The sequence below is a fragment of the Microbulbifer sp. HZ11 genome (assembly GCF_000708675.1).
Lineage (GTDB): Bacteria > Pseudomonadota > Gammaproteobacteria > Pseudomonadales > Cellvibrionaceae > Microbulbifer.
The window spans coordinates 27,340-44,701 of sequence record NZ_JELR01000002.1 but is presented as its reverse complement, the minus strand read 5'-3'; the positions used below and the strand labels follow the sequence as shown (position 1 = coordinate 44,701).

Below are 17,362 nucleotides of genomic sequence, written 5' to 3'. Positions count from 1 at the left end.
CGGTAAATTCTCCACAGTTTTCCCCATTTCATCTCGCGCGCCGCTTTGCCGTGCCGCGCTCTTAATTTAGAATTTCTCCTTCAAGGATTTGCGTAACTGGCACCATCGTTCATGATGTGGGCTTGGGGTCGCTGCGTAGTGGAAAGGGAAAGTTCATGCAGGTGTATGTAGAGAATCAACGTGGTCAACGGTTTCGCGTGGTTGCGGGCTGGCAGAGCCCCAATTTTATGTTTGACAACGACGCCTCTGCAGATTTACTGAGTACGTTTCCTCTATCTGCACTGGATAAAATCTTTGATCTGTTTCTCGCCAATGACACAGCCTGTGCTGTTGATGCCTTCGCGCCTGAGAAACATTCGCTCCTGCACACCGCACAGTTCCCCGGTATTCCGCCGCATTTCTCCGAAGAGCACAAAGCGGTGTACGCCGCAGTGCGCAATCACCGAATCCTGATCGAGGAAGCCCCGTTCGGTGAAGCCGTGCTGGAAGAGCGTCAGTCCGGTATTCGCCACAAAATCCGTCTGGCGCTGCAGAAGATTGTCGCGGAAGAACGCATCGAAGCTGCACGTATTCAGGCCGTTCACGAAAAGCGTTCCGAACTGGAGAAAGTCGGTGCCCACATCAGTCAAGGCGCCAAAGGTTTTGGCGATGCGGTTTGGGGTCTGGCGGTATGGGCGAAAGACCTTGCCGAAGTGGCGATGGTGGTCAATCCGGTCCGCATGCAATACGAATTGGCTGGCGCGACATACGATTACTTGGTGCACGATAAGAGCTTTGAGGCGTCGCGCAACGAATACGCCGGTGAAGTCAAAAAAGAAGTGGTGGACGTACTTGGTTTCGATCCGTCCACGATTACCGAGGAGCAGTTAAAGCAGGCCTTCGAAGTTGCACAGCTGGTCTACGATGACTCGGCCCTGCGCAATGATATCAGCCGCTTTGCCAGGGATTACGTAAAAGCACAGCACAGCCTGGAAATATCGGAGTTTGCCGGCGGTGGCGTGTTCGAAATCGTATTGACCATTGTGCTCGCCGCCTTTACCGGTGGCGTTGGTGCTGCTGGCGCCATGGCGAAGAACGCGCGCCTGATGTTTCGGTTTAAAGATGTGGGTGATTTGATCATCGATTTTGCCCGTTACCAAAAGCAGCGAAAAATTCTGCAGAAAAAACGCGGGGCCAAGATCGATAACTCGTCCTACAGTGCTTTGAAGTCTGAGGAGGTTGCGGTTCCGGGCGGTGGCAGTGGTGGATCTGGTGGTGCTGCGACAGGAGGCGGGAAAAAACAGTCTGCGGCCGGGAAACAAAAAGAATCCCCCGGCAACGGACCTGAACCCCGCGATTCTGATGCGCCCGACAACCAGAGTGATGCGGTCGGCACCACAGAGTCCGGTAAAACGACGCAATGCAACGCCCGTGCCTGTGAAAGCGGCGAGCCGATCAACCTGAAAACCGGGGAGGAGCGGCTCACTCTGGTGGATACGGTTCTGGACGGGCCCCTGCCATTGACGCTCGCGCGCACCTACCGCAGTAGCAGTACCCGGGACAGCGGTCTCGGGGTGGGGTGGAGTCACACCGTTGGCGAAACGCTCATTATTGAAAGGGCGCGGAAAGAGGTGGCTCTGCACGATGCCGAGGGGCGTGTTATTCGCCTGCCCATTCCCGGTGCAAGCGGCCGTAGCCACAACGTCGTGGAGCAATTGTCCATTGCCCGGGAAAATGATGATCACTGGATTATTACCCCATACGGTGCCCCGCGAGGAGTGCAGAAGCACTTCCGTGCGGCAGGTGCCGGGGGCCCGCTCAAACTGTCAGAGATCCGTGATGATTACGGCAACTTCTATCGCTTTCACTATGTAAAAGGTCAGTTGATTTGTGTGGAGAGTAGCCTGGGCGAGGCGCTTCACATCACTCCGGTGAATGGCAGAATTGGTGAGCTGAAAAAAGAAAGTCGCGATGGTCAGATCTCATCGCTGGCGCGGTACGAATACGATGCGCAGGGTGACCTCGTGCGCGCGATTGACGCGAATGGTCACAGCGAGCAATACGAGTATGTGGGCCACCTGATCAAGAAACGGACCCTCAAAACCGGTTACAGCTTTCACTTCCGCTGGGATGACACAGGTCCCGGTGCCCGCTGTCTGCGCCAGTGGGGCGATCCCATCGACGGGCAGGCCACCTACGATTACACCTTTGTCTGGGATGAGGACGGCAAGGGTGTGGCTGTCACCGATACCCGTGGCGGGACGGAACGTTATCGTTTTAACGAACAGGCGCTGCCGATCTACTACCGTAACGCCGAAGGTGGCGAGACGCTGTATCGCTATAACCGACTGGGGCAGCCCACCGAAGTTCAACTGCCCGCCGAAGAAGGGTTTGAGCACAAGGAACTGTTTGAGTACGACAGCTTCGGGCGCCTGATTGCCAAAACCGATGCCAGTGGTGGCGTTCAGAAGATTGAGTACAGCCGCAACGGCCAGCCCGAAAAGATAACCGACGCCGCGGGTCGAATCTGGCAGCGTGAGTTCAATGAAAGTGGGCAGGTTACCGCCAGTATCGACCCCCTCGGGCAGGTCACCCGCTACACCTATAACCCCATCGGCCTGATCGGCAGTATCACCAATCCGCTTGGGCAGACCACCCGCTACCTGTGGAACCCACAGGGTAAACTCTCGGCGGTGCACGATGCTGCCGGTCGCTCCCAGCACTACCGCTACGACATGCACCAGCGTCTGATCGAGGTGCAACACGGCCCGGATCTCTACACCCGTTACGAGTACGATGCGCAGGACCGTATAAGTGCCGTTATTGCTCCCGATGGAGGACGCACTGAGTACCGGTACAATCCCCAGGGGCTCCTGGCCGAAATTATTGATCCGGAAGGACGCAGCACCCGCTATGACTACGATGGGTTGAGTCAGGTAAAAGTACGTACCAACCCCGATGGCAGCTGCCTGCAGTATCAGTACGATGGCGAGCGCAATCTGATTGGTCTCACCAACGAAAAGGGCGAGCAATACCAGCTCAAGTATGACCTGAACGAGCGCCTGACCGAAGAAGTCGGTTTTGACGGGCGTACCACGCGCTACGCCTACAACCGCGCTGGTCACCTGATTGCCAGTCGCGCCGTTACCGACCTGGCCACAGGCAAGGGCGTGGACACTCTGTACGAGCGGGATGCCTTCGGCCGTCTGCTTCAGGAAATTACCCCGGACGGCACCACCAGCTACCGCTACAATCGTGCCGGACAGATGATTGAAGCGGAAAACGCCCACCGCAAGTTGCGCTGGGACTACGACGCCTGCGGTCGCCTGATTGGCGATTGGCAGGACAACGCAGAAATCCTGCATCGATACGATAAAGCGGGCAACCGTATCGTCACCCGCCTGCCCAGTGGCGAAGAACTGAACTACGCCTACAACGAAGTGGGCCAGTTCCAGAGCCTGCACACCCGGTTTGCCGGCGCAGAAGCGGCGACACTATTGGCCTCTATCGATCGCGACGCGCTCGGTAGAGAAGTCGCCCGGGAACACGGCAACGGCCTCATCACCAGTAGTAGCTACGACCCCCAGGGGCGCCTGCAAAGCCTCCGGGTGGGCAAGGCTGCGGATATAAATAGGCCCGTAGAAAATCCGCTGCTGGAGCGCAGCTACGGCTACAATCGCAGTGGCCAGCTCACCCAGATCAACGACAGTCTGCGCGGCAACCGCAGCTACCACTACGATGCACTGGATCGCCTGACCCAGGTAGACGGCCCGTCCCCGGAACATTTCGTCCACGATCCCGCGCACAATATCCTCGCCGCGGCAGGCAGCGCGGAAGAAGCGAAGCAGCAGGCCAGCAGTACCCAGGTAAATGGCAACCGCCTGCAGTTCCGCGGCGACACCCACTACGAATACGACGTCCACGGCAATCGCACCGCGGCCCTGCGCGGCAAAGGCCAAAAACTCCAGACCGGCTATCGCTACAACAGCAAGCACCAGCTTGTCGCCGTGGCCCAGTACAAACTGGATGATTCCGGCGAGCCACAATTTCAATCGGAAACCCAGTACCAGTACGACCCCCTCGGCCGTCGTGTGCGCAAGCAGGGGCAGGGTATTACCACTGAATTCCTGTGGAATGGCGACGTACCGCTTCAGGAAACCACTCGAGACTCCGCAACCAGCCAGGACCTGAAATCCCGCACCTACTACTTCGAGCCTGAAACCTTCAAGCCACTTGCGCTAAGCGAAGATGGAGAGGTATACCAGTACCACCTGGATCATCTCGGCACACCGGACACACTGACCAATGCTGAAGGAGAAGTGGTCTGGAATGTCAGCTACAAAACCTACGGCAACCTGGCCATAGCCCACCGAGAAGAAATCGCCCAGCCGATCCGGTTCCAGGGGCAGTATTTTGATGAAGAGAGTGGGCTGCATTATAACCGGTTTAGGTATTTTGATCCTGAGTTAGGGTGCTTTATCCAACAAGATCCAGTTGGATTACACGGGGGGATAAACAATTGCCAGTATGCACCTAATCCTATTTCGTGGGTTGATCCATTTGGGTTAACGTCTAAAGACTGTCCGAATGGAAGTGAATCGACCGTAACCGTTTACTGGCATGACAACAGGTCACCTGATAATGTTTTTGGGCACTATACAGTAGAGACCAATGTCAATGGCGAGAAATTGCATACGCACCAGCTCGGTGGGCCGGGAACGGAAACCATGATTACCGATGATCTTGGAGACTTAGTGGCGCCTTTAAAATCTGCAACTTTCCAAGCTCCTAAAGGAGGTCACGCTCAAGAGCTACAGAAGTCTTTAATAGATATTCTAGGGCCTCCATATGATGTGAAGAACCAGAGTTGTGTTACGCACGTATGTGATGTGCTGCGTGCGGGAGGAGTTGATGTTCCTGGTCAGCCAGGGTCTCAGTACAAATTCTTAAAGAGAAACGGGTTATGAAATTTGAACTGCTAGAAAGTCGGTTCGCACACTGTAGAATTCATGGCGGACAAAAATTCATTCCTTTATCTGCAGATTTTGTGAAGAAGTTGAATTTTGATGAGCCGATTTACAAGCAAGATTTGGCGGTTTTGGAAGTCCTTAATCGTGGAAATAAATTTCAATATTTAGTTTCAAAAGCGTGTCTTGAAAAGTTCGGTGTAAGTGCGCAACGAGAAAAAGTAACTCTCGTAGATCGAGATAAACAAAAGCAATGTCTGAACGACAGATTGGTAATACAAAAGCTAATGAAAGAGATTCAGTGGGTGTGTCCAATTTGTTTTAGGGGTAAGCTTCTATGTGATGAAATCATAGAGGTTGGAAGATAGCATTCAAGGATTTTTAGTTGAGTTTAGGGTGTTTAAAAGTTTTGTGTTAGTCAGAAGTGCTAGGCCCACTACCAGCAAAAAATGCTGGTGTGTGATTTGGGAAAAACCAGGAAAGATTTACGGCTCTTCGGTTCGGCCGCAATGAGATTTTTGTAAGCTAAATTTTTTATTGGTTTTTTAACAAGGGTTCCATCTTGCGTAAGGCCAATTATTTAGATCTTGTCGAACTAAACCGTCGGGCAGGTGATGCGTTGGCTGCAATATCTACCTTTGAAAATTTGTATGGTAAGAGTGCGGTTTTAGGTTCTATTCGTGCGCAAATGAATTTTGTATTTAAGGAGACTGAGGAGGGAAGGAACCCACTGGAAAGCATTAATTCAAGTAGGTCATTTACATTTGGCATTCTTTCATCGAGAGAGTTTTCCAGTCCGGATGAACTCAAGCTCAAAGCTAAGCTGAATCGCGTTGCGGAGCTACTTTTCTGAAAAACAATAAGAATCAATTGGTATCTGATCAGATCTTTCGTGACCACTTGGTCTATTTGAGTTCTACTGTACCATCCCCAAAAGCCAATCCAATAACAACCAAGGCGAGGGAAAACCATGCGTACAGCAGACCAGTGGTTCAGCGAATACGGCGAGAGTCACCAGAATTCCACCAACAAGGCCATCCATTGGGTGGCGGTTCCTTTGATTTACTTGACGGTAGTGGGGCTTTTCTGGTCCGTCCCGCAGCCGGAGTGGATGGCTGCTTTGCCTTGGCTGAACTGGGCAATTGTTGCGCTGATCCCCACCATCCTCTTCTATATGCTTATGTCCTTCCCTCTGGCGTTGGGGATGCTGGCGCTTTCCCTACTGTGTCTCGGTGCCTGTAGCGTCATGGAGCGGGCCGGTATGAGTGTGCTCTGGTGGTCTGTGGGCCTGTTCGTGGTGATGTGGGTGTTCCAGTTTGTGGGACACCATATCGAGGGCAAGAAGCCTTCTTTCTTCAAGGACCTCCAGTTTCTGCTGATTGGCCCGGCGTGGGTGATTGGCTTCCTGTACCGCAAGCTGGGCATCAAATACTGATTCTGTCTTTGTATATGCTGTAGGAGCCTGCAGGCAGGCTCCTACAAGCGCGATTTCTACCGGTTGTAGTGGACCGGTACCTCCCCCTATGTGTCAGGGTAGTTGTCGCCTGAACTTTTCAGAGGACAACCATGCCCCACTATTCACCTGAACGTAAAGAGGCCATCCTCAAGAAGATGGCGCCGCCTCACAGCATGACCGTTGCCGAACTGGCGAGCCAGGAAGGCATCAGTACCGCTACCCTGTACAATTGGCGTAAAGCCGCCAGACAACGAGGTGCTGTTTTGCCTTCCAACTCTGCTACTCCCGATAATTGGAGTAGCGAAGAAAAATTCAAAGTCGTCCTTGAAACTGCCCCAATGACTGAGGCGGAGCTCAGTGAATACTGCCGCAAGAAAGGCCTTTACCCCGAGCAGATTGAGGCCTGGAAAACGGCCTGCATGTCAGCCAATGCTGTATCTGACGAGCAGTCTAAACGCAACCAAAAGGCCAGTAAGGCCGAGAAAAAGCGTATCAAAAAGCTTGAGGCAGAGCTGCGACGTAAGGAGAAGGCGCTCGCTGAAACCGCTGCGCTCCTCACACTGTCAAAAAAAGCCGAGGCGATCTGGGGCCACAAAGACGAGGACGAATGACCAGCCTCCCAGATCGCCAGCAGATCGTTGCTCTGATTGCCGAAGCCAATCGCAGCGGAGCCCGGCTGGCCAAGGCCTGTGCCTTGCTGAACTTGAGCGTACGCACCTATCAACGCTGGGTCACTGACGAGGTTGTCAGGGAAGATCAGAGGCCCGTGGTGCCGAGGCCGGAGCCATCGAACAAACTGACGGCTAAGGAGCGTCAAGCCGTAATAGCCCTGTGTAATCAACCTGAATACCGAAGCTGCCCTCCAGCATTTATTGTTGCTGACCAGCTGGATCAGGGCCATTATCTCGCCTCTGAATCAACGCTCTACCGGGTTTTACATGAATACAATCAAGTCCACCGTAGAGGCCGCCAGAAGGCGCCGGAGCGGAAGCGAGCAGCGACCACACACAAAGCATCAGAACCAAACTGTCTGTGGTCGTGGGATATCTCGTGGCTACCAGGACCAGCATGCGGAACCTGGTATTACCTTTACTTGGTTATGGATGTTTACAGCCGGAAAATTGTCGGCCATGAGGTGTATGAGCGTGAGACCGGAGAGTTGGCTTGTGAGTTTATCGAGAAAGCCTGCTGGCGTGAGCGCCTGACGGCGAAGAGCAAGCCGCTTGTACTGCACTCCGATAATGGTAGCCCCATGAAGGCGGCGACATTCCTGGAGAAACTGTATGACCTTGGTATAACCCCCTCGAACAGCCGCCCCCGAGTGAGCAACGACAATGCCTACTCTGAGTCATTGTTCAAGACGCTGAAGTTCCGACCGGGCTTCCCGGCAAGTGGCTTCAAAACGATCAATGAAGCTCGGAACTGGGTGCTGGCGTTTGTGCGATGGTACAACACCGAGCATCGCCACAGTGGCTTGAACTACGTAACACCTGAGCAACGCCATAATGGAGAGGCTCACGAGATACTGATTCAGCGCAGAGTTGTGCTTGAGGCTGCGAAGGCCAAGAACCCTCGACGCTGGTCAGGAGAAACAAGAAACCTCAGCTTGCCGGAGTCAGTAATGCTGAACCCGGACAAGGCGGTAAATTGTTAAAGAGCTGATACCTTAAACGCGACAACTACGTTGACAGATACCGCTCCAGTGTCTCTTTTACCTGCTCCATTACCACATAGCTGGTGCATTCCTGCACTTCCGGCAGTGTCAGCAGCGTCTCTCCGTAGAACTTCCGGTAGGCACTCATATCGGCCACGCGCGCCTTGATCAGGTAGTCAAAATTCCCCGACACCAGATAGCACTCCTGCACCTCTGGCAGGGCCGAGACCGCATTGCGGAACTCTTCAAAGGCATCCTGGGCTGAGCGGTTGAGGCGGATCTGCACGAACACCACCAGGGCGGCATCCAGGTACTCGGGGTTGATCAGGGTGGTGTAGCCCTGGATAACCCCATCACTTTCCATCTTTTTGACCCGCTCCACACAGGGGGTGGCGGTCAGGCCTACCTGACGGGCCAGTTCCGCATAGCTGGTGCGGCCGTTTTTCTGCAGTACCCGAAGAATATTGCGGTCGATAGTGCTGAGTTCACTGGCGCGTCTTTTCATGATTTACCTGGCTGTATCTCGGGCTTGACTTGGCTGTGGCGCCCCACTGGGTTCCGTTTGGCTAAAAAGTAGTCTTTTTGACGTATTACTAGTTGAATCCACTAATAGTATTAAAAAATCTACAGAAATCCACTTTAAAGAGGCGCCTATACTGCGGGAATCCAACAAAAGAAGAGCGTACCAGATTGCGCTAACAGGGTAATTGAGGAGAAGTCATCATGTTGATCGGTGTACCGAAAGAGATTAAGAACCACGAGTACCGTATTGGCCTGACGCCCGCGAGCGTGCGCGAGCTGATCGGCCACGGTCACGAGGTGATCGTGCAGAAGGACGGCGGCGCATCCATCGGTTTCACCGATGAAATGTATGAGCAGGCCGGTGCCAAGATTATCGACACGCCGGAAGAGATTTTCGCCACCGCGGATATGATCGTGAAGGTGAAAGAGCCTCAGCCCCACGAGTGCGAAATGCTGCGCCCGGGCCAGCTGCTGTACACCTATCTTCACCTGGCGCCGGACCCCAAGCAGACCGAGCTGCTGGTGAAATCCGGTGCGACCTGTATTGCCTATGAAACCGTAACCGACCGTTTCGGCGGCCTGCCGCTGCTGGCGCCGATGTCTGAAGTGGCCGGCCGTATGTCCGTGCAGTGCGGCGCGCACCACCTGGAAAAAGCCCAGGGTGGTCTGGGTGTTCTGCTGGGTGGTGTACCCGGTGTTGCTCCGGCCAAAGTACTGATTATCGGTGGCGGTGTGGTTGGTACCAACGCGGCCAAAATGGCGCTGGGTATGGGCGCCGACGTGACCATTCTGGATCGCTCCCTGCCGCGCCTGCGTCAGCTGGACGACATTTTCGGTGGCGCGGTACGCACCGAATATTCCACCAACGACGCGATTGAATCTCATGCGCTGGAAGCGGATCTGGTTGTGGGTGCGGTACTGATCCCGGGTGCGGCGGCACCGAAACTGCTGACCCGCGACATCATCAGCCGTATGAAGAAAGGTGCGGTCGTTGTGGATGTGGCGATTGACCAGGGCGGTTGCTTTGAGACCTCCAAAGCAACCACTCACCAGGAGCCTACCTACGTTGTGGACGGCGTGGTGCACTACTGTGTCGCCAACATGCCCGGCGGTGTAGCGCGTACCTCCACCATGGCCCTGAACAATGCCACCCTGCCGTTTGCGGTAGCGCTGGCCAACAAGGGGGCCAAACAGGCTTTGCTGGACGATGCCAACCTGCTGGAAGGTCTGAACGTACACGCCGGTATGGTGACCTACAAAGCTGTAGCTGATGTACTGGGTTACGAATATGTGGATCCCAAGCTGGCTCTGCAGAAATCCGCCGTAGACTCTGATGTTGCCGCCTAAAGGTTAGTGCCTTTAGGGGTGCAGAACTGAATTTGCTCAGTTCTCTTCTGGGGCGACCCCACGCCCCACTCTGTGAGACCCGGCAGTGTCTGACTGCCATTGCAGCCGCGCTATTTAGCGCGGCTTTTTTCGTCGTGGGGAAGGGCTACGGGAAGCGCTTTATCGGGCGGGGAAAAGGCGGCTGAGTAGCACGGGGAGGGCGGTCTCCACCCGCAGAATTCGCGGCCCGAGATGGACCGACTGAAAGCCGATTTCCTGAAGCTTTTCCACTTCGTAAGGAATAAAGCCGCCTTCGGGGCCCACCGCCAGGGTGGTCTGCTGTTGGATATCCACAGGGCAGGGCTGCTTGGTTACCGGGTGCGCCACCAGCTTGAGGGACTCCTCTGCAATGGAGGGCAGCTCGTCTTCCACAAACGGCTTGAAGCGTTTGCGTAACTCGATTTGCGGCATCTTGGTGTCCACTGCCTGCTCCAGACCGAGCACACACTGCTCGCGGAGCCTGTCTGCCGCGAGCCAGGGGCTTTGCCAGAAGGACTTTTCCACCCGGTAGGCGTTGATCAGATAGAGCGTTTTGACCCCGAGCGCAGTGGCGTGCTGAATGGTGCGCTTGAGCATCTTGGGGCGGGGCAATGCCAAAACCATGGTCAGCGGCAGGGGAGCGGGTGCGTCCCTGTCTAGAGTGACGGTCATGGCGATGTGATCATCGCTGCGATGGGTGATTTCACCTTCACCGATCTGGCCGTTTACCACACCCACCTTCATGCGGTCACCGATTTCAGCCCGGTGCACATCCGCCATATGCTGAAAGCGTCGGCCGCGCAACAGGACTTTGGTGGAAGACTGGAAATCCTCCGGCGCTAACAAAATCAGATTCATCGATTATCGCCTGGCAATGGCCACAGCGCCTTTGCCGATGCCCTCATAAGCGCGCACGGTAATGTCTTTACCGGAATTCTCCTTGGCCAGCTCGTCCGCAATATACTGGGCAAGCTGTTCGACGGTGGTGTCGCAGCCGAGAATTTCACAGCGGCTGGCGGGAATACTGAGCGCAAATGCCCCCTGCTGTGCCTGATAGGCAAAGTGCAGGTGTTTATCATCCGCTTCACCGGATTCCCCGGTGAGATCCTCCCGCGTGCCCAGGTAAATATCTTTCCAGCGTTCTGCCCACAGAGCTTCGAGCTCCGGGTTGCGCTGGCCATTGACATCGATGCGAATCCGCGAGCGGTGGCCGTGGGCGATACGCTGGCAGTTGCCATCGTGCTTTTTCAAGCCGTGGCTGTAGTGATAAAAGGGCGTGTCGATCTGTTCGTTGCTGAACGCCAGAGTGAGCTGGTCTACGCTGGTAGGAAAAACACCATCCAGCTGGGTAACACACCAGCGCGCCACGGATTCCGCGGTGATGGATTCCGCTTCCACCAGTGCAAAAGCCTGTGCCGGACCGCCAACGGTAATGCATTTGCCATCGGCCAGGGCCCACTCGAGGTGCAGCTGATCGCCATCGCGCTCGATCACCAGGTGTGGCGACCGTACCGGCACCAGCAGGCGGTGGTCCAGCTCGTCGTCCAGCCAGTTGCGTAGGGTCTTTTTTACAATGCCGAAATCGCACACCATACCCTGCTGGTCCAGGGCGCCATCCAGCGCAGCGTTGGCCAGCCAAGTTTCACCCACAATTCCCCGGGTGTGGTGGAGATAGCTGAAATCCACATTGGTGAGGCTGTCGACGAATAAATGCATAGGTGGCTCGGTTAATTCGAAGGGCTCGGTAAGGTCGCAGAAAGCGGGCCCAGATCGGGCGCGGCACAGTATAGCTTTTTTGCTCCTTTAATTTGAGCGGTGCCGCGAATATCCGGCTGGAATCGCGCCGCGGAGACGAAAGGGGAAAATAGGGGCTGGAACCTGGCGCCAGGAGTCTCTATAATCGCGCCCTCTTCGAGTGCAGCGGTACCTGATATTGCATTTTCTGCAGTAAACAGCCTGGTATCAGCGTCAGTGCTATTCTGAGTGCTCGAGCGTTGTGGCGGCCCTTCCGGTCTCCTCGCAATGATCAGCTGTGAACCCCGCCAGGCCCGGAAGGGAGCAACGGTAGCAGTGACATCATGTGCCGGGGGTGTGCTGGTTGGGCTGCCTCCAATCCCAATTCCCCCTGCTCCTGTTTATACTTTTCTCTGAGTCTCCTGTTCAGTTTTCGTGCTGAGTGCCCGCCCCAGCTTACCCCGTTATTTCCGAAATATTTCTCCAATAGTTTTCCCGCAAAGGGAATATTGTGCCGATGTGCCGGGCGCTGTGGTGTGATCGTCCCGGTTGGCGGTGGGGCTGTGCTATAAAACCGCGACAGACTTTTTTCTTGCTGCCACCCGCGTTGAGTGGGTGACGCTCCAGATAACGTCAAATAATGACCAGAGGATGCCGATGAAAAGACTCGCGCTGGTAATCGCCGCTGCTACCTTCACCCTGGCGGGGTGTGACCGGGAAACTCACAAAGCGGGCGTGCCTGCGCCGACCGCTGAAACAAAAGCTGCTTACGGCGCGGATACTACCGATGCGGGTACCGTAGCGCGCGCACAGGACGCCGCGGCCGATCAGCTGGATGCCGAGGCGGCCCGGGTGTTTCTTGACAGCGCACAAGAGCGGCTGGCGAAAATGGCAGAGGAAGCGAGTCACGCCAGTTGGCTGGCATCCACTTATATCAATGTGGATTCCCAGTACACCGAAGCGCTGGCCATGGAGCGCTACACGTCGCTCGCGGTGGAGCTGGCCCAGGAAGCAGCCAAATTTGACAGTGTCGAGCTGGATGCGGAAACCCGCCGCATGCTGACCATGCTCAAGCAGGGGCTGGTATTTCCGGCACCGAACGATCCCAAACTGACAGCGGAACTGGCTCAGATCGGTTCCAAAATGCAGGGCATGTACGGGGCGGGTAAATACTGCCCGGATCAAAAGCCTGGCGCTGAAAAGCCTGCAGCAGGCGACGATAAACAAAACAAGTGCTACACCCTGACCCAAATGGGTCAGATGATGGCTAACAGCCGTGATCCGAAGCTGTTGAAAGAGCTGTGGGTAGGTTGGCGCAAGGTTTCTCCGCCCATGAAGCCGCTCTACGAGCGTCAGGTGGAGATCGGCAATGCGGGTGCCAAGGAGCTGGGTTACGACAACCTCAGTGTCATGTGGCGCTCCAAGTACGACATGCCCGCAGACGAATTTTCCGCAGATATGGACAACCAGTGGAGCAAAGTGAAACCGCTATATGAGGCGCTTCACTGCCATGTGCGTGCGAAATTGAACCAACACTATGGTGATGATGTTGCGCCAGCTACCGGAAAAATCCCGGCGCACCTGCTGGGGAACATGTGGGCACAGGAGTGGGGCAATATCTATGACATCGTCAAAGACGAGGATATGGAAGCACCCTACGATCTGACTCAACTGGTGGTGGATTCCGGTATGAGTGAAAAGGACATGGTGAAGGTGGGGGAGAAATTCTTTACCTCGCTTGGGTTCAAGCCTTTGCCGGAAACCTTCTGGGAGCGCTCCCAGTTCGTGCAGCCGCGGGATCGCGACGTGGTATGTCATGCAAGTGCCTGGAATCTGGATGGTCAGGACGATATCCGTATCAAGATGTGCATCAACAAAACCGGTGAAGACCTGATCACCGTGCATCATGAGCTTGGGCACAATTTTTATCAGCGCATTTATAAAAATCAGCCGTTCCTGTACAAAGAGGGCGCCAATGATGGCTTCCACGAAGCAGTGGGGGACACCATCGCCCTGTCCATTACGCCCAAGTACCTGAAAGAAATCGGCCTGATGGATGAAATTCCCGGTGAAGACAAAGATATCGGGTACCTGATGCAGCAGGCGCTGGACAAGATTGCGTTCCTGCCGTTTGGTCTGCTGGTGGACAAGTGGCGCTGGCAGGTATTCAACGGAGAAGTGCAACCCGGTGATTACAACAAAGCGTGGTGGAAGCTGCGCGAGGAATATCAGGGGGTTGAGGCACCGGTAGAGCGTAGCGAAGCCAATTTCGATCCGGGGGCCAAGTACCATATTCCCGGCAACACACCTTACGCCCGTTATTTTCTCGCGCGAATCCAGCAGTTCCAGTTCCACCGCGCTCTGTGTGAGGCTGCCGGTGAGACCGGGCCGTTGCACCGCTGCTCGATTTTCAAAAACAAGGCCGCCGGTGAAAAACTGCGCAATATGTTGGCCATGGGGGCGAGCAAACCCTGGCCGGATGCTATGGAGGCGCTCACCGGGCAGCGCGAACTGGACGCATCTGCGATTGCGGATTACTTCCAGCCACTGATGGAGTATCTGCAGGAGCAGAACAAAGATCGTCAGTGTGGGTGGTGAGTTACCGGCGCGCTGGGTGGATTCATTGTCTGGCGCTATTGACCATATATTCACAGTCAATAGCGCCAGGGGTTTGAATGTCGCTTTGTGACCATAGAATTAGTTGTGACCTGATGTAAATCAGACGGGGCTGTTGGTGCCGCAGGCACCATCTGGTGACCGTAGTGGGGCATATTCCGGGGAAGGCGAGCCGCAACAGGCGCGTTTTTTCATCCTGCCTCGCTGAAATGGATTTAACTCGAACCACAAAAGAGGTTGCTAATGAGCAATATTGATATCGGTATCGGTGAAAAGGATCGCGAGCAGGTTGCACAGGGTTTGAAGCGTCTACTGGCGGACTCATACACCCTTTACCTGCAGACCCACAACTTCCACTGGAACGTCACCGGCCGTCTGTTTCGGGAGCTGCACCTGATGTTCGAGGAACACTACACTGAGCTGGCGACAGCGGTGGACGATATCGCCGAGCGAATTCGTACCCTGGATGTGGTGGCTCCGGGCACCTACAAAGCATTCGCCGACCTCAGTTCCATCAAAGAGGTGGAAGACGTGCCGGCGGCAGAGGAAATGGTGCGCATCCTTACCCAGGGCCACGAACAGGTCGTAAAAACCTGTCGCGAAGTATTGAAAGCCGCCCAGGAGGCCGATGACGAATCCACTGCGGCGCTGGTGGGAGACCGCATGCGCGTCCATGAGAAGACAGCCTGGATGCTGCGTGCCACTGCACAGTAAGCAGAGTGCTTCAGCGAACGGAAAACCGGCCTCAGGCCGGTTTTTTTATGTCCGCTGATTCTGTCGTACGTGGGGACACCTTGCATTTTTATACTGTGTGTTGCACAGTATTTACTGTGTATGGCACAGTATGGGTGTTGGTTGAATGACAGAGGCGCCGGAAAAGCTCCAGCGAATCGTAATGGAGGTGCGCCGTGGGGCGCTTACCCTGGCGGTATTACTGGCGCTGGGAGAGCCCCATTACGGCTATTCCCTGCGCAAGAAGCTGGCCGCGCAAGGACTGGAGATTGACGAGGGAACACTGTATCCACTGTTGCGTCGCCTGGAGGGGCAGGGGTTGCTGTCCAGCTACTGGCAGGAGGAAGATGGCCGCAAGCGGCGCTTCTATCAAAGGGATCAAGGCGGTGAGGTGGTTCTGGCGGCAATGCGTGATGAATGGCAGAGCCTTAATCGGGTAATCGGACAGCTGGCAAAGAAAACGGGACATGGAGATTGATTTGATGGCGAGTCAGACTAACTGGATTCAGCGCTACGTGGACAATGTCCGAACCTACTTGCCCGCCCATCTGCGTGAGGATGTCGGGAGTGAGTTGTTATCTGATTTACTGGATCAGCGGGATGATCTGCAGGCGTCACTCAAACGCTCTCTTTACGAGACGGAAATTCTCGATCTGTTAAAGCAACGAGGGCACCCCATGGCCGTGGCGGCGGATTATCAGCCACGTCGGGCTCTGGTGAGTGCACCTCTGTTCCCTGTTTATATGCAGGTACTGAAGTGGACACTGTTGATCCTTGTCATTATCTCCGCGATCGAGACCGTCGCCGGACTGTATGTGGGGGAACAACCCAATCTGATTGGCGCTGCTATCGGTTGGTTTGCCCGTTTTTATGAGAGCGGAATCCATGCTTTTGCCTGGGTAACCCTGGTGTTTTATCTCACTGGTGAAGGGCTCGGCTACCGCCAGGTTTTTTCTCGCTGGGACCCTCGCTCAATGCCCCACGTAGTGGATAATGGTCAGCGTATTAAACGCTTCGATTCCTCAGTGGAATTCGTGGTGACGCTTTTGGCCATGGCCTGGTTGAACGATACCTGGCTTTTTGGCGACGGGGCGGTGGGCGGGTTCACTGTGATGTTGTCACCGGCCCTGCAATCCCTGTTGCCCTGGCTCAATATCGCGTTGGGCGCCAGCGTGCTGATTGCGCTTCACAAGTTGTTTTCGCCGTTCTGGACCCGCCCGCGCTTGTTGATCAACGGGGCGTTGAATATTTTCTGGCTGGTACTTCTGGCCGTTCTTCTCAGCTTGCCGGCACCACTTTCTATCGAATGGGGCAGCGGTGATCTCTGGCAGTCCAGTCAGGGGGGATGGCAAGTGGCCGTCGGTGTGGTGATTGCCATTACCGCCTGGGACCTGTTTGGAAATCTGCGCAATCTGGTGCAGGCGCGATCACCCGCCAGCGTCTAGGGCAATTCTCAAAAACGCCTGTGCTGGTGTGGAAAGAGCGCCGGTCTTTCGCGTGAGCACACCCACTGGATGCATCACTACCGGGTCTGCCAGAGGGCGGCATTGCAGTCCGTATGCGTGCATCTGCGCCTCACACATACTGGGTACCGCGCTTACTCCCAAACCACTCTGAACCAGTCGGCCTATGGTGCTGAGCTGGTTCGCTTCACACAGCAGTCGCGGGGCTGTTGTGCCCGGGGCCGAGCTTTGTTGAAAGGCTGCGTCGGTCCAGCGGCGTACTGCAGATCCCCGATTCATCGCGATAAACCGTTCTCTTGCCAGGTCCTGCCAGTGCACAACCTTGTTGTCGGTCAGCGGGTGCGTATCGGGGAGCACGGCGACAAAGCGATCATCGGCAATGGGGGTGAAGCTCAAGTTGCCCAGGTCCTCGGGACGAAAGCTGAACCCAAGTTCTGCGCGCCCTTCCTGAACCGCGCGCTCTACTCGCTCCATCACAATATCTTCCAGCACGATATTGATGTCCGGGTGCTGCTGATGAAACAACTGTAACAGGTCGGGTAACCGGTTCAGGGCAAATGCCGGTATGGCGGCGATGGAGAGCTGGCCCTGTTGCAGGCGGAATCGCTGCTGCACTGCATCCAACGTGTTGTCCCAGTTGTGGAGGAGCTGTTGGGCGCGCTCTACAAACGCGGTGCCCTCCGGTGTGAGAACCAGCTGCCGACCGTCGCGACTGAACAGGGCGCCGCCCAGGGACTCTTCCAGGGTACGAAGGGCGATGGAAATGGCCGGCTGCGAAACGTGCAGTTGAGCGCTGGCCTCCGCCAGGCTGCGGGTTCTGGCGACGGCCACAAAGGCGCGCAGCTGTTTGATAGTGGTGCTCATGCAGGCAATC

The 17,362-nt window shown here is 55.5% G+C and carries 14 protein-coding genes and 1 other RNA gene; 11 read left to right on the top strand and 4 right to left on the bottom strand.

Translation table 11 applies throughout. The features are described 5' to 3' along the window. Nucleotides 1-155: 155 nt before the first annotated feature. From AU11_RS08095 to AU11_RS08075, 5 genes are all read left to right on the top strand, one after another. The gene (locus AU11_RS08095) at nt 156-4,946 is read left to right on the top strand and encodes an RHS repeat-associated core domain-containing protein (protein ID WP_051687095.1); all 4,791 of its coding nucleotides are present in this window, start codon (nt 156-158) and stop codon (nt 4,944-4,946) included. Further along, nucleotides 4,943-5,314, top strand: a complete 372-nt coding sequence (locus tag AU11_RS08090; RefSeq protein ID WP_043318577.1) for a hypothetical protein — start codon at nt 4,943-4,945, stop codon at nt 5,312-5,314. The genes AU11_RS08095 and AU11_RS08090 overlap by 4 nt, the downstream gene beginning before the upstream one ends. 194 nt (nt 5,315-5,508) lie before the next feature. After that, nucleotides 5,509-5,799 (top strand): hypothetical protein, encoded by a 291-nt coding sequence (locus AU11_RS18290; protein WP_156035228.1) that lies wholly within the window; start codon nt 5,509-5,511, stop codon nt 5,797-5,799. A 117-nt stretch (nt 5,800-5,916) separates the two neighbouring features. Beyond that, nucleotides 5,917-6,381 carry a DUF962 domain-containing protein gene (locus AU11_RS08085; protein WP_043318575.1) on the top strand — a complete coding sequence of 155 codons (465 nt, stop codon included), beginning with the start codon at nt 5,917-5,919 and terminating at the stop codon, nt 6,379-6,381. Between the two features lie 131 nt (nt 6,382-6,512). Continuing rightward, nucleotides 6,513-8,056 (top strand): IS3 family transposase gene (locus AU11_RS08075; RefSeq protein WP_156035073.1). Its coding sequence is split into 2 segments (ribosomal slippage): nt 6,513-6,984 and nt 6,984-8,056, totalling 1,545 coding nucleotides; the frame shifts between segments, so codons are not numbered across the junction. A 25-nt stretch (nt 8,057-8,081) separates the two neighbouring features. Here the strand turns inward: AU11_RS08075 and AU11_RS08070 are convergent. Further along, complete coding sequence (locus AU11_RS08070) at nt 8,082-8,561, bottom strand: Lrp/AsnC ligand binding domain-containing protein (protein ID WP_043318574.1); 480 nt, start codon at nt 8,559-8,561, stop codon at nt 8,082-8,084. Nucleotides 8,562-8,779: 218 nt separating this feature from the next. Here AU11_RS08070 and ald point away from each other — a divergent pair, with 218 nt between their 5' ends. Beyond that, complete coding sequence (gene ald / locus AU11_RS08065) at nt 8,780-9,925, top strand: alanine dehydrogenase (protein WP_043318571.1); 1,146 nt, start codon at nt 8,780-8,782, stop codon at nt 9,923-9,925. A 159-nt stretch (nt 9,926-10,084) separates the two neighbouring features. Here the strand turns inward: ald and AU11_RS08060 are convergent, their stop codons facing one another. Then, complete coding sequence (locus tag AU11_RS08060; protein ID WP_043318570.1) at nt 10,085-10,801, bottom strand: 16S rRNA (uracil(1498)-N(3))-methyltransferase; 717 nt, start codon at nt 10,799-10,801, stop codon at nt 10,085-10,087. Between the two features lie 3 nt (nt 10,802-10,804). After that, nucleotides 10,805-11,659 carry a 6-carboxytetrahydropterin synthase gene (locus AU11_RS08055; RefSeq protein ID WP_043318568.1) on the bottom strand — a complete coding sequence of 285 codons (855 nt, stop codon included), beginning with the start codon at nt 11,657-11,659 and terminating at the stop codon, nt 10,805-10,807. A 290-nt stretch (nt 11,660-11,949) separates the two neighbouring features. On the opposite strand from AU11_RS08055, the gene ffs reads away from it, so the two are divergent. From ffs to AU11_RS08035, 5 genes are all read left to right on the top strand, one after another. Beyond that, an RNA gene (gene ffs / locus AU11_RS18060) (signal recognition particle sRNA small type) lies at nt 11,950-12,046 on the top strand. Nucleotides 12,047-12,334: 288 nt separating this feature from the next. After that, nucleotides 12,335-14,275, top strand: a complete 1,941-nt coding sequence (locus AU11_RS08050) for a M2 family metallopeptidase (RefSeq protein ID WP_043318566.1) — start codon at nt 12,335-12,337, stop codon at nt 14,273-14,275. 261 nt (nt 14,276-14,536) lie between these two features. Next, nucleotides 14,537-15,007, top strand: a complete 471-nt coding sequence (locus AU11_RS08045) for a Dps family protein (protein WP_043318564.1) — start codon at nt 14,537-14,539, stop codon at nt 15,005-15,007. 145 nt (nt 15,008-15,152) lie between these two features. Beyond that, on the top strand, nt 15,153-15,503 hold the full coding sequence (locus tag AU11_RS08040) for a PadR family transcriptional regulator (protein WP_043318562.1): 351 nt from the start codon (nt 15,153-15,155) through the stop codon (nt 15,501-15,503). A 4-nt stretch (nt 15,504-15,507) separates the two neighbouring features. Continuing rightward, nucleotides 15,508-16,470 (top strand): hypothetical protein, encoded by a 963-nt coding sequence (locus AU11_RS08035; protein ID WP_156035226.1) that lies wholly within the window; start codon nt 15,508-15,510, stop codon nt 16,468-16,470. Here the strand turns inward: AU11_RS08035 and AU11_RS08030 are convergent. After that, on the bottom strand, nt 16,453-17,352 hold the full coding sequence (locus tag AU11_RS08030) for a LysR family transcriptional regulator (protein WP_043318558.1): 900 nt from the start codon (nt 17,350-17,352) through the stop codon (nt 16,453-16,455). The genes AU11_RS08035 and AU11_RS08030 overlap by 18 nt on opposite strands. Nucleotides 17,353-17,362: the final 10 nt, after the last annotated feature.